The following is a 13053-nucleotide window of genomic DNA, read 5'->3' on the forward strand; positions in this document are numbered from 1 at the left end:
GACGATGCAGGACCCCGGACACCCATCCCAACCGCCGGTGGGAGCCGACGACCAGCAGATCCAGGACGAACACCTGCAGACCATGGGGCGCCTGTTGCTGGGCATCGCCCACGAGTTGAACACGCCGGTCGGCGTCGTGGCCAGCGTATGCGACAGCATGCTCCGGTGTCAGCAGAAGCTGGCCGAACTGGTGGCCAGACCCACGCTTTCCAGCAGTGATCACGAAGAATTGCGGACCCTCGTCAGCCACCTGGAGGCGGGGCGTCCCGTGCTGCAGGTCGGCCTGGAACGGGTCCAGGCACTGGTGCGGGTGCTCCGGATCGCAGGCCGACCCGAGTTGATGGAGCCGGTGGAGCCGGTGGACCTGATCGCGGTGCTCGAGGCTGATCTGCTGCTGCTGGACCACCAGCTCAAGCAGCAGATCACGGTCACGAGGCGCTTCGACGCCCAGCCCACGGTGCGCGGCCATGGCGTGATGCTGGGGCAGGTCTTCCTCAACCTCCTGCGCAACGCCATCCAGGCCCTCGACGGCCAGGGTACGATCACGCTCTCCGTGCGCGAACACGACGGTCACGCGGTTGTCGAGGTGGCCGATGACGGCCCCGGCATCCCGGCCGATGTCCTGCCGCGACTCTTCGCCGAGCAGGTCACCACCAAGTGCGTGGAGACCGGCACCGGCGTGGGGCTGATGATCTGTCAGAGAACGGTGGAGAAGCATGGCGGCCGGATCACCGCGGCCAACGGGCCCGCCGGCGGCGCGGTCTTCACCGTGACCTTGCCCCTGGCCTGAGCCATGCGCGATCTGGCACGCACTCTCCGTGGCCTGCGACATGGCGATCTGCCGCTCACGATCCTGCTGTCGGGAACCTACGCGCTCACGCTCTTCGGGGTCTATCTGCTCAAGCCGGCACGCGACAGCCTCTTCCTGTCGACCTTCTCTTCCTCTGAATTGCCTTTCGCCTTCATCCTCACCGCCGTGGTGGCCGTTCCCGTGTCGCTGGTCTACGGGCGGGCGAGCCGGCGCTGGGGGCTGGGGACCCTGTTCACGGGTTCGTTCGTCTTCCTGGTGCTCGGCCTGGTGGCCTGGCGGTTCCTGCTGACCATGCCCTCGGTCGCGGCCAACTACCTCTTCTATGCCTTCGCGGGCATCGCGGGCGGCCTGGTGGCCAGCCAGTTCTGGCTGCTGGGCGGTGCGCTCTGCGATGCGCAGCAAGCCAAGCGATTGTTCCCGCTGCTCAGCCTGGGCGGCATCGCGGGCGCGGCCCTGGGCGGCTGGGTGGCCAGCCGTCTGGCCCGCACGGCCGGTCTCGATTCGCTGGACCTGATCCTGCTGTGTGCCGGGGTCTGGACCGTCGCCCTCGCCCTCGCCGGACTGGCCCTGAGGCAACGGCGGCCCGACCCGACACCCTCCCGGCGCACCCGCGACCAGGATCATCCCGACCGCCTGATGTGGCGCGAGATCGCGGGGTCGCGCCACCTGCTGCTGATCATGGGGATCGTCTCGGTGTCCATGCTGGTGTCGACCTTCGTGGACTTCCTGTTCAAGTCGGCGGCCGTGGCGTCGCACCCGGGATCCGACCAGCTCCTGGCCTATCTGGGGACCTTCTACGCGCGCATGAACCTGGCCAGCCTCCTGCTGCAGCTGCTGTTGACCACGCGACTCATGCGGGGGATCGGAGTGGGGACCTCGCTCCTGGTGCTGCCCGGCCTGTTGACCATCGGCGCCGGTGCCTTGCTGGTGGCTCCGGGCCTCGCGGCCGCCGCCATCCTGAGGGGCAGCGAGATGGGCCTGAAGTACTCGCTCGACAAGACCAGTCGTGAGCTGCTCTACCTGCCGCTGCCCCTGGGGCTGAAGCGGCGCGTGAAGGTCTTCATCGACACCTTCGTCGAGCGCGGCAGCCGGGGCGTCGCCGGATTGCTCCTGCTCTTGACCACCTCGGTGCTGGGGTTCTCGTCGCGTGGGACGACGGTGGTGGTCCTGGTCCTGCTGGTCGTCTGGCTCGGCCTTGCGGTGAGCATGCGCCGGCAGTACATCGAGGCCTTCCGGCAGGCCGTGGCGCGGCGGGACATCGGACGCGACGATCTGCGGCAACGGTTGCGCGGGCCCGAGGTGCTGGCGACCCTCGAGGCCTCGCTGGGTGCGGATGGCGCGCGCGAGGTGAGCTATGCGTTGTCGGTTCTGCGCAGCGTGGCGCCCGCCGATCTGCCGGCGGGTGTAGGCGACCTCCTCGATCATCCCGCCTCGGAGGTGCGGCAGCGGGCGCTGGGCCTGCTGGTCGATCAGAACACCGGCGGCCACACCGAGCGGGTGGCCGCCCTCCTCGACGATCCCGATCCCGAGACGGGCCGTCTGGCCGCTGCCTACCTCCATGGCCAGGGCGGCGAGCCCGCACTGCGACGCGTGCTCGCCGGCGATCTGGCCGCGCGCAGCAGCGGCTTGCTCTACCTGGCCCGTCTTCCCCACGATGCCCCGCTGCCGGCGCCACTACTCCTGGCCGATCTCGAGCAGCAGCTCCACGCCGCGCCGCCTCAGCCCAGCCGGTACCGGGTCGCCATCGCCGAGTACATGGGGCGGATCTGGGCGGGAGAACTGACCGCTCTCTGCGCATTGCTGTCGGAACAGGAAGCACGGGTGCTCGGTGCGGCGATCATGGGACTGGCGCGGCGGGGCGACCGCCGCCACCTCGAGCCCCTCGCCCACCTGCTCGAGCGGCGCGAATTGCGCTCCTGGGCGAGGCGAGCCCTCACCAGTTATGGCCCGGTGGCCATCCCCACCCTCGTCCCCATCCTGACCACCGGAGATCATGCCATGCCCGTGCGGCTGGCGGCCGTGCGGGCGTTGACCCGCCTGCCGTACCAGCGGACCGTGGAAGCGCTGCTGGCCCGGATCGAATCGGCCAGCTCTGATCGACGAGGCCTCATGCTGTCGGTCCTGCTGCGGCTGCGTGAGCGGAAGTCGGGGCTCCGGTTCTCGGGCCGGATCGTCGACCGCCTGATCCGGGTCGAGGTGACGGCTTCCCGGCGCCTTCTCGAACTGGCCACCCGCCTCGGACCGGCCCGCCAGGACCCCGCCGACCGACTGTTGCGGCGCTGCCTGCAAGAGACGCGGCACCGGCATCACGAGCGGATCTTCCAGCTCCTGGCGTTGCGCTACGACCACCGCGACATCATGGGCGCCTGGTTGCGTTTCGCCGGCGACGATCGCCGCCGTCGCGCCGATGCCGAGGAATTCCTGGAGAACATCCTGGCTCCCCGCCACAAGATCCTGCTGCTCACGCTTTTCGACATCGATCCTCGCTGGCGGCGCGCCGATCGGAAGGCGGCGCTGGACGAGCTGGTCCGTAGCGAGGAACTCTGGTTGCGCTGCTGCGCCATCCAGGCGGTCAGTCCGGCCGATCGACTGCATGACCGTCTCGAGATCATCAGACGGGAGGGGCCGCCGCTGGCGGCCGAGACCGCCGCCATGGTCCTGGACGCCGACGGAAGAAGGAGTACAATGCTCACGACCATCGAGAAGGCCATCCTGCTCGAAGGTGTCGACCACTTCGACGCCGTGGACAGTGAACACCTGGCGGCCATCGCCCTGATCGCCGAGGAGGTGACGGCCGCGGAGGACGAGGTGATCTATCGCGCGGGCGACCCGGGCGATGCCATGTACCTGGTGGTCGACGGCCGGGTTTCCCTGCGCCGCGGTGGCGACGAGATCACCCGGGCCGAGTCGCCGCAGGCCTTCGGGGCCTGGGCGCTCTTCGAGGCGGAATCGCGCATGGTCGACGCCGTGGCCGTGGCCCCGTGCCGCTTGCTGCGCGTCGACCGTGAGGATTTCGCCGACCTGATGGCCGAGGACGTGGACGTGGCCCAGAGCCTGTTGAAATCGGTGGCCCGTCGCCTGCGCCAGCTGGCCTCGCGCGCTGCCTGAACCGGAGATCGCCCGCATGGAGTTCAACGAACGCGACAACCGGATCCTCCTGGTGGACGACGACGCCATGGTCCTGGCCAGCCTGTCGTCGCTCCTCGAGCTGGAGACCGAGTACCGGCTGCAGACCGCCAGCAGCGGCGAGGAGGCCCTGGCCCGGGCCGGCGAGGTCGATTTCGACCTGGTGATCACCGATTACCTCATGCCGGCCATGAACGGCATCGATCTGCTGGCACGCTTCAAGGAGGTCCAGCCCTGGGCGCCCCGGGTCCTCCTGACCGGTTACGCCGACAAGGAGAACGCCATCCGCGCCATCAACGAGGTGGGACTCTTCCAGTACCTGGAGAAACCATGGGACAACGCCAACCTGTTGCTGGTGATCCGCAACGCCATCGAGCGCCGACATCTGCTGAGGGTGTTGCAAGAGAAGATCGCCGAGGCCGATCAGGCCGCGGGCCGGCTCGACGATCTGCAGCAGGACATCTTGCGGGCCTTCATCTAGCCACGGGAGGGCGGGTGTGCGGAGCAGACTGGCAGTGATCCTCGTCATGGCGGCCGCCGCGGCCACGGCGCCGGCCGCCGACCTCGGCTCGTCGGTCTATCTCGGCGGTTTCGTGAGCCAGGGCTATCTCAATTCCGAGGACAACGATTACCTCATGCCGCGGGCCAGTGAAGGCTCGGGCGAGTTCAACGAGGCGGCGCTCATCGTCTCGGCCGAACCGCTGGAACGGGTGCGGGTGGGCATCCAGCTGCTGGGACGCGATTTCGGCACGCGCGAGCGGAGCGCGGTGGTCGTGGACTGGGCCTACGGCGATTTCCGCTGGCGCGACCAGCTCGGCGTCCGCGCCGGCAAGATCAAGCTGCCCTACGGTTTCTACAACCAGTCCCGGGACGTGGACATGGCGCGCACCTCGGTGCTGCTGCCCCAGAGCGTCTACTCGGAGATCGACCGCGAACTGCTCATCGCCTACGAGGGGATCGGGCTCTACGGCAACATCGCGCTGGGCGGCTGGGGCGACCTCGATTACGAGGTCTCGTTCGGCAGCCTGAACGTGCCGGAAGCGGGCCATCGGGACACCGAGCGCGCCTACCGCGAGGCCGGCGCGAACTACGCGGACGCGGTGGCCAGCCAGGTCGCCGCCATGTACGGGTTGCCGGCCGACAGCGCCAGCGCGGCCCTCGCCACGGTGGACGATCTCGAACTGGCGGTGCCCTGGATCCTCGGCGGCGCCGTGATCTGGAACACACCGGTCAGCGGACTGCGGGTCGGCGGCACCTACATGGAGGGCGACGCCGAGGCGACCGGTCGCCTCCGCTACGACGTGATGCTCCAGCAGGGCACACCGGTCCCCGCCTACGTTCCTTACACCGAGACCGTGGTGGCGGACCTGGACCTCCGCGAGGTGACCACCGCCTCGCTCGAATACCACCGTGACCGCTGGACGTTGACCTCGGAAGTCTCGCACATGCGCATGGGGGAGGTGACGAGCGCCGGCTGGTACGCCAGCGCCGATTTCCAGCTCGACCAGCGCTGGGCCTTCCAGACCTACTGGTCCACCTACTATCCCGACCACGATGCGCGCGACGGCAAGGAATTCGAGGACCGGGGACTGCCCAAGTACTACGCCTGGCAGCACGATCTGGCGCTGGCGGTGCGCTGCGACCTCAACCGACACTGGCTGATCAAGTTCGAGTACCATCACATGAACGGCGCCGCACTGGCCGACCGGGACGATCTGGCCGCGGGCGAGACCGCGTCCGAGCGCTGGCGGGTCTGGACCGCCAAGACCACCTTCCACTTCTAGGGCGAAGGCATGCTGCGACGTTCGACACTCCTGCTGATCACCATCCTGCTGGCCGCCGGGCCGGCCGTCGTCGCCGACCCTGCGGCCTCGCTGGTGGTGGTCGCCAACGCGGAGGTGCCGGAGGATACGCTGACCCTGCGCCAGCTCCAGCGGATCTACCTCGGCAAGGCGACGCGCTGGTCGGGCGGGCTGATGATCCGGCCGGTGCTGCTGCAGGAGCACGACGTGGACGACGTCTTCATCAACGACATGCTCGAGCGATCGGCGGAGAACTTCAGCGTGTACTGGAAGCGGATGGTGTTCACGGGCAAGGGGCAGCCGCCCAGGGCCTTCGCCGGCGCCGCCGAACTGGCGGCGTTTCTGCGCGAGACGCCCGGCGCCATCGGGTTCCTGCCGCCGGAAAGCGATCTGACCGGCCTGAAGATCCTGACCCTCGACTGACCCCGCGACCACCCGGAGGATCCTCGTGCGCTTCACCTACCGCATCCTGGCCTTGCCCGTTCTGACGGCCGTGGTCTTCGTGGTGGTGTTCGCCATCGCCTTCGCCAACTTCCGCGAGGGCAACCGCCTGATCCAGCGCCTGCAATCGGACTTCTTCACCGCGGTGAACCTGAGCCACGGCCTGGAGACCGAATCGCTGCGCATCGGCCATGCCCTCGACACCGCCGTCAGCCTCAGCGATCCCGATCTCGTGGCCGAGACCGACCGCATGGCCGACCGCTTCCGCGAGCTGCTCGAGGCCGGCAGAAGGATCGAGACGGTGGAACCCGCGGCGCTCGCCCGGTTGACCGCCACCTTCGAGCGATACTATGCCCAGGCCCACCGGGTGACCTACCAGCTCATCGCCCAGGAGGACATCGCCGCGACGCCGCCGGACCTGCTCGCCGAGGCCGCGGAGATGAACCGTTCGTTCGAGGATCTGCGCGCTCAGCTCAACCAGCTGACCAGCGCCCAGGTCAGCAACATGCGGTCGGCGCTCATGGACACGCGGACGCGCCTGTCCAGCCGGGTGCGGCAGGTGACGGTCCTGGCCGTGGGCACCGTGGTCCTGCTGCTGCTCATGGCCACCGGCGTGATCGTCTCCATCGTCAATCCGCTGCGCAAGCTCCGCGAGGCGGCGGGGGCCATCGCGCGCGGAGAGCTGGACCAGGACATCGACTACCGTTCCGACGACGATCTGGGCATGCTGGCCGACAGCTTCCGCGAGATGCAGCACGCGCTCGAGGCCGACATCGCGCGCCGCGAGGAGATCGAGCACGCGCTGCGCGAGAGCGAGGAGCGGCTGGCGCTGGCGCTGGACGCGGCCAATGACGGGATCTGGGACATCCACCTGCCCGGCGGCCAGTTCTACTGCAGCGACCGTTTCGCGGCGATCCTCGGCTACACCGTCGACGAGAAGCCCACCACCATGGCCGAGATGGAAGGCATGATGGAGCTGGCCAACCAGGATGCGGTGCGGCGGATGTTCAACGAGGATCTGCCCGACGGCAAGGAGGCCTCGTTCGAGGCGCGCTTGCGCCGTCACGACGGCACCTTCGCCTGGGTCCAGATCAAGGGGCGGACAGTGGAGTGGGACGACCACCACCGTCCCAGGCGCATGGTGGGCACCATCAGCGACATCTCCGCGCGCAAGGAGGCCGAGGAGCAGCTGCGGCTGGCGCAGGACCGGATCATCCAGTCCGAGAAGATGGCCAGCCTGGGCCGCCTCGTGGCCGGCCTGGCCCACGAGCTGAACTCGCCCCTCGGGGTGCTGGTCTCGGGCAGCGACTTAACGCAGCGCAGCACCGAGATCCTGCGCCAGCAGGTGGCGTTGCATGTCGACCAGGACGCGGCGGCGGCTCGCCTCGGCCACGCGCTCGACGCCCTCGAGCGGAGCAGCCGCAGCACCACCGAGGCGGCCGGGCGCCTGGAGGAACTGCTGGGCGGCCTGAAGCGGTTCACCGCCCTGGACCGGGCCCAGCTGCAGGAAGCCGACATGCAGGACCTCGTGGACACCACCCTGACGGTGATGTGTCGGGGCGTCCGGGAGGGGATTTCGGTGGAGCGCGACTTCGCCGACCTGCCGCGCATCCTCTGCTATCCCGACCAGCTCAATCAGCTCTTCCTGGCGCTGATCCGCAACGCGGTGGAGGCCATGGGCGAGCAGGGGACGTTGACCATCACGACGTCGGTGCCGCGCTCCGGCTGGGTGCGCGTCACGGTCGGCGACACGGGCCGGGGGATCCCGGCGGACAAGCTGGCGGGGCTCTTCGAACCCGGCTTCCAGACCGACCGCGATCGGGTCCACCTGGGCTGGGGGCTGGTCACCGCGGCGCGCATCGTCCAGGAGCACGGCGGGCGGATCGACGCCGAGAGCACGGTCGGCCGGGGCAGCGTCTTCACCGTGGAGCTGCCGGTCCGTCCACCGGCGCTGGCCGGCCGGGCCTCAGAGGGTCAGTAGGACGATTCCGCCCACGGTCATCAGGATGCCCAGCCCCGTCTTGATCGTCAGGGGCTCGCCGCCCAGGATCATGGCCGCCAGCACCCCGAACAGCGGCGAGGTGAAGGCCACGGGCATGACCCGGTTCAGCGGAGCGCCCTTGAGCGCGGCATAGAAGCACAGCATGCCCACCGAACCCGCCACCACGCCGCCGCCGACCACGAGGTAGAGCAGGGCCTTGCCGCCGGCCTGGGGGATCAGCCGCAGCTGCGGCCAGCTCACCGCCCCCAGCACCACCAGCGCCACGGCGGTGCGCAGCGTGATGCCCACCTGCGGCGGCAGGTTGCCCAGGTGCAGCCCCTTCTTCTCGAAATACCCGCCCAGGCCCCAGGCGGCCGCGGTGATCAGGGCCAGGATCTGTGGTTTCATTGGTCAGCCTCCACGGCAGAGGAACGCCGCCCGGTGGTCCGGGCGGCGTCCAAGTTGGCGTGGCGGAGCACGCCGGTCAAGCTGGTGATCGGGTCAGACGCCGACCCGCTCGGGTTCGTAACTCGCGCCGCTGTCGGCCAGCGCGTGCAGGCGCTGGTCATGGGCGTCGAGGCCGCGCTCGGCGGCGTGGGTGTCGCCCGAGACCAGGGCGTGCAGCCGGGCCACCACCGAGCGGAGCTGGCTGGCCTGGGCCGAGAGCTCCTCGGCCGCCGACGCCGACTCCTCGGCGTTGGCCGCGGCGCCCTGCGTGGTCTGGTCGAGCTGGCCCACGGCCTTGTTGATCTGGTCGATGCCCTGGGCCTGCTCGCGCGCCGCGGTGGCGATGCTGTCGACCTGCATGGCGACCTGGTTCGAGTTCTCGGCGGTCTGCTCGAACGCCTCGCGGGTCTGCTCGGTGACCTGGACGCCCTTCTCGGCGTGGGTGACCGACTCCTCGATCAGCGCGCTGGTCTCCTTGGCCGCCTCGGCGGCGCGCTGCGCCAGGTTGCGCACCTCCTCGGCCACCACGGCGAAGCCCTTGCCGGCCTCGCCGGCCCGCGCGGCCTCCACCGCGGCGTTGAGCGCCAGCAGGTTGGTCTGGAAGGCGATCTCGTCGATAGTGGAGACGATCTTGGCGGTCTGGTCGGCGCTGGACTTGATGGTGCTGATGGCCTGGACGGTGGCCTGCATCGAACCCATGCCCTGCTCGACCACGGCCTTGGCCTGCTGCATCAGCTCCTGGCAGCGGTCGGCGGCGGTGGTGGTGTTGCGGACGTTGGCGGTCATCTCCTCGAGGCTGGCCGAGGTCTCCTCCACCGCGGCGGCCTGCTCGCTCGACTGCTCGGCGAGGGCGACGCTGGCGTTGGAGATCTGGGCGGCGGCGGACGAGGTCTGCTCGCTGCCGGAGTTGAGGTCGGCGATCATGGCGTTGACGGGGCCGGTGACCGAGCGCGCCACGAAGAAGACCACGCCGGCCACGACGAGCACCGAGATCAGGGTGATCAGGATGCCGAAGTTACGCAGCTCGTTGCTGGCGGCGTAGACCTGGGAGTTGTCGAGGGCCACGGCGCAGAGCCAGCCCAGGCGCTCGTTGGTGGCGAAGGCGGACTGGCGCCGCTTGCCTCCGAAGTCGTACTCCAGGATGCCGGACTTCTGCGCCAGGACCTTCTGGCCGAAGTCGAACTCGGTCAACTTGTGCTCGAGGATGAGTTCCTTCTTGGGATGCGCCAGGAAGGTGCCGTCCTCGTCCACGATGTAGACGTAGCCGGTCTCGCCCACCTTGATGGGGTCGACCACATTGGCGGTGAACTTGCCCAGGTCCACCACGCCGATGATGGCGCCGCTGGCCAGGGCACTGCGCACCGGGTAGCAGATCACGATGATGGGGTTGCCGGTGACCTTGCTCTTGAGCGCCTTGGAGACCGAGACCTGGCCGGTCCGCATGCATTCCTGGAAGTAGTCCCGGTCCTTGATGTTCAGGGTGCCGGTCATGCCCTGGACGCTCGAGGCCACGGCCAGCCCGTCGGGGCCGACGAGGTGGATGCCCTCGTAGTCGCTGGTGTTGGCCTCGATCTTCTTGAGCAGGATCTCGGCTTCCATGGCGGCTCCCGAACCCGCGGAACCCACCGCCTTGCGGATCTGGGGCAGTTCGGCCCAGCGCGCCACATCCTGATCACGGTGGCTCATCCAGCTGTCGACCTGGGTCAGGACCAGCGTGTTGAGGTTGCCCATCTCCTGGTGGACGGCGGTCTCCAGGGCTTCCCCGGTCTTGTGGGTCGTGATGCCGAGATAGAGCCCGAATGCAAGCAGCAGGGCCACCGCGGTCGGGACCAGGAACCGGTTGCGCAGATTCATCTTCATGACTGTTCTCCAAGGCGTTGGGTGCTTGCTCGGCCGGTAGCGGCGGAGTCCAGGCGCATTGGCGCGGCCTCTTGCTCCGGTGACCTTTACGGCGCTTTCTCCCGTATGGATCGGGTGTCACTGTTGAGGCTTAAGGAAAAACCACATTCATTGTGCGTATGATTCTTTGTCCTCCAGGACCTGGAGAGGCTCTGCCGACCGGCACGCTCGGCCATCTCACGCGTGCGGAACCCCCGAATACGTGTATTTTGAATGCCGATTGCGATGATCGACCCGACCCAGCCGCCAAGGAGATCCCCATGGCCATCGAGACCACCCCGGAACTGGTTCGCCACGTGTATGACCGTACCCGCCGCAACCTGGACATCGTCCGCGAGCGCCTCGGCCGGCCCTTGACCCTGACGGAGAAGATCTTCCTGGGCCACCTGGTCGACCCGGCCGGCCAGAAGCTGGCCCGCGGCGAGGCCACCCTGCAGCTGTCGCCCGATCGCGTGGCCATGCAGGATGCCACCGCCCAGATGGCCATCCTCCAGTTCATGATGGCGGGACGCGACGAGACCGCGGTGCCGACCACGGTCCACTGCGATCATCTGCTACTGGCCTACCAGGGCGCCGAGAAGGACAAAGCCGCGGCGCTCGACCTGAACCGCGAGGTCTACGATTTCCTCAGCAGCGCCTCCTCGCGCTACGGCATGGGCTTCTGGAAACCGGGGTCGGGCATCATCCACCAGGTGGTGCTGGAGAATTACGCCTTTCCCGGCGGCCTGATGATCGGGACCGACAGCCACACGCCCAACGCCGGCGGCCTGGGCATGGCGGCCTGCGGCGTCGGCGGCGCCGACGCGGTGGACGTGATGGTGGGCATGCCCTGGGAGGTCCTGCATCCACGGATCACCGGTGTCGAGCTCATCGGGGCGCCCAGTGGCTGGACCGCGCCCAAGGACGTGATCCTCAAGCTTTGCGGCCTGCTGACCACCAAGGGCGGGACCAACCACGTCATCGAGTACTTCGGCCCCGGCTGCGAGGCGATCAGCTGCACCGGCAAGGCCACCATCACCAACATGGGGGCCGAGCTCGGCGCCACCACGAGCATCTTCCCCTGCGACGACCGCATCCAGGGCTACCTGCGGGCCACCCGCCGCGCCGAGCTGGCCGAGCTGGCCGGCGCCCATGCCGACCTGCTCGAGGCCGACCCCGAGGTGCTCGCCGATCCCGCCGCCCATTTCGACCGCGTGGTCACCATCGACCTGTCCACCCTGGAGCCGCACCTGGTCGGCCCGCACAGCCCCGATGTCGCCCACCCGGTGGGGCAGATGAAGGACGACTGCGAGCGTGAAGGCTACCCGGTGGAGCTGTCCGCGGCCCTGATCGGCTCCTGCACCAACAGCAGCTACGAGGACATCGGCCGTGCGGCCGACGTGGCGCGCCAGGCCCTCGACCAGGGCCTGACCATGAAGACCCCGCTGTTGATCTCGCCGGGGTCGGACCAGATCTACGAGACGGTGAAGCGCGACGGCCAGCTGGCGGTGCTCGAGCAGCTCGGCGCCACCGTGCTGACCAACGCCTGCGGTCCGTGCATCGGCCAGTGGAAGCGCGACGACATCGCCGAGGGCGAGCGCAACAGCATCATCACCTCGTTCAACCGCAACTTCCGCAAGCGCAACGACGGCAACGCCGAGACCAACGCGTTCATCGGCAGCCCCGAGATCGTCATGGCCTACGGCCTGGCCGGTCGGCTCGACTTCAACCCGCTCACCGACTCGCTGACCAACGCCGACGGCGAGGCGGTCAAGCTCCGGGCGCCGGCGGTGGCCGACGAGGTGCCCCGCGACGGTTTCGTCTTCGCCGAGGAGGGCTACCAGGCCCCGGCCGCGGACAAGGACCGGGTCGCGGTGATCGTGGCGCCCGACAGCGAGCGCCTCGCGCTGCTCGAGCCCTTCACCAAGTGGCAGGCCGACGATTTCCGCGGGCTGGATCTCCTGATCAAGGTCCAGGGAAAGTGCACCACCGACCACATCTCCATGGCCGGCCCCTGGCTCAAGTTCCGCGGCCACCTCGACCGCATCAGCGACAACATGCTCATCGGCGGCATCAACGCCTTCAACGGCGAGACCGGCCAGACCCGCAATCCCCTCGACGGCAGCCTCGGCCGGGTCCCCGACGTGGCGCGCGCCTTGAAGGCGGCCGGCCGGCACTGGATCATCGTCGGCGACGAGAATTACGGCGAGGGCAGCAGCCGCGAGCACGCCGCCATGAGTCCGCGCCATCTGGGCGGTGCGGCGGTGATCGTCCGCAGCTTCGCCCGCATCCACGAGACCAACCTCAAGAAGCAGGGCATCCTGCCGCTCGTCTTCGCCGACCCGGCCGACTACGACAAGGTGCGGGAAGACGATACCGTCGACCTCGCCGGACTCGACGGGCTCGCGCCCGGCAGCACGGTCACCCTGGTGCTGCGCCATGCCGACGGCGCGGTGGAGGAGGTCCCCCTGAAGCATACCCTGACCGACGAGCAGATCGGCTGGTTCCGGGCAGGGTCGGCGCTGAACCTCATCCGGCAGCGAGCCTGACGGTCCGAAAGCCGAGCG

The 13053-nt window shown here is 68.9% G+C and carries 9 protein-coding genes; 7 read left to right on the top strand and 2 right to left on the bottom strand.

The features are described from left to right. Nucleotides 1-4: 4 nt before the first annotated feature. From IFSED24_RS01095 to IFSED24_RS01120, 6 genes are read left to right on the top strand one after another with little or no spacing between them, the layout of a single operon-like run. Nucleotides 5-790 (top strand): sensor histidine kinase, encoded by a 786-nt coding sequence (locus IFSED24_RS01095; RefSeq protein WP_491333384.1) that lies wholly within the window; start codon nucleotides 5-7, stop codon nucleotides 788-790. A gap of 3 nt (nucleotides 791-793) precedes the next feature. Continuing rightward, nucleotides 794-3919 (top strand): cyclic nucleotide-binding domain-containing protein, encoded by a 3126-nt coding sequence (locus IFSED24_RS01100; RefSeq protein ID WP_491333385.1) that lies wholly within the window; start codon nucleotides 794-796, stop codon nucleotides 3917-3919. Between the two features lie 16 nt (nucleotides 3920-3935). Beyond that, entirely contained in the window at nucleotides 3936-4418 is a 483-nt protein-coding gene (locus IFSED24_RS01105; RefSeq protein WP_491333386.1) for a response regulator, read from the top strand. Nucleotides 4419-4434: 16 nt separating this feature from the next. Then, on the top strand, nucleotides 4435-5721 hold the full coding sequence (locus IFSED24_RS01110) for a hypothetical protein (protein ID WP_491333387.1): 1287 nt from the start codon (nucleotides 4435-4437) through the stop codon (nucleotides 5719-5721). A gap of 9 nt (nucleotides 5722-5730) precedes the next feature. Further along, nucleotides 5731-6162, top strand: a complete 432-nt coding sequence (locus IFSED24_RS01115; protein ID WP_491333388.1) for a hypothetical protein — start codon at nucleotides 5731-5733, stop codon at nucleotides 6160-6162. A gap of 25 nt (nucleotides 6163-6187) precedes the next feature. Further along, nucleotides 6188-8161 (top strand): ATP-binding protein, encoded by a 1974-nt coding sequence (locus IFSED24_RS01120; protein ID WP_491333389.1) that lies wholly within the window; start codon nucleotides 6188-6190, stop codon nucleotides 8159-8161. On the opposite strand, the gene IFSED24_RS01125 is transcribed toward IFSED24_RS01120, so the two are convergent. Together IFSED24_RS01125 and IFSED24_RS01130 are read right to left on the bottom strand one after the other, a co-directional pair. Then, entirely contained in the window at nucleotides 8147-8569 is a 423-nt protein-coding gene (locus IFSED24_RS01125; RefSeq protein ID WP_491333390.1) for an EamA family transporter, read from the bottom strand. The two genes, IFSED24_RS01120 and IFSED24_RS01125, sit on opposite strands and share 15 nt — an antisense overlap. 93 nt (nucleotides 8570-8662) lie before the next feature. Continuing rightward, nucleotides 8663-10468 (bottom strand): methyl-accepting chemotaxis protein, encoded by a 1806-nt coding sequence (locus tag IFSED24_RS01130; protein ID WP_491333391.1) that lies wholly within the window; start codon nucleotides 10466-10468, stop codon nucleotides 8663-8665. A gap of 299 nt (nucleotides 10469-10767) precedes the next feature. On the opposite strand from IFSED24_RS01130, the gene IFSED24_RS01135 reads away from it, so the two are divergent. Then, nucleotides 10768-13035: an aconitate hydratase gene (locus tag IFSED24_RS01135; protein ID WP_491333392.1), complete on the top strand. Its 2268-nt coding sequence runs from the start codon at nucleotides 10768-10770 to the stop codon at nucleotides 13033-13035. Nucleotides 13036-13053 lie beyond the last annotated feature (18 nt).

Source organism: Candidatus Latescibacter sp. IFSED24 (genome assembly GCF_058273205.1).

What these genes read in the sequence shown, in the direction of transcription:
- IFSED24_RS01105 (WP_491333386.1), top strand. Translation starts at nt 3,936, where the DNA reads ATGGAGTTCAACGAACGCGACAACCGGATCCTCCTGGTGGACGACGAC.
- IFSED24_RS01095 (WP_491333384.1), top strand. Translation starts at nt 5, where the DNA reads ATGCAGGACCCCGGACACCCATCCCAACCGCCGGTGGGAGCCGACGAC.
- IFSED24_RS01130 (WP_491333391.1), bottom strand. Translation starts at nt 10,468, where the DNA reads ATGAAGATGAATCTGCGCAACCGGTTCCTGGTCCCGACCGCGGTGGCC.
- IFSED24_RS01135 (WP_491333392.1), top strand. Translation starts at nt 10,768, where the DNA reads ATGGCCATCGAGACCACCCCGGAACTGGTTCGCCACGTGTATGACCGT.
- IFSED24_RS01115 (WP_491333388.1), top strand. Translation starts at nt 5,731, where the DNA reads ATGCTGCGACGTTCGACACTCCTGCTGATCACCATCCTGCTGGCCGCC.
- IFSED24_RS01125 (WP_491333390.1), bottom strand. Translation starts at nt 8,569, where the DNA reads ATGAAACCACAGATCCTGGCCCTGATCACCGCGGCCGCCTGGGGCCTG.
- IFSED24_RS01100 (WP_491333385.1), top strand. Translation starts at nt 794, where the DNA reads ATGCGCGATCTGGCACGCACTCTCCGTGGCCTGCGACATGGCGATCTG.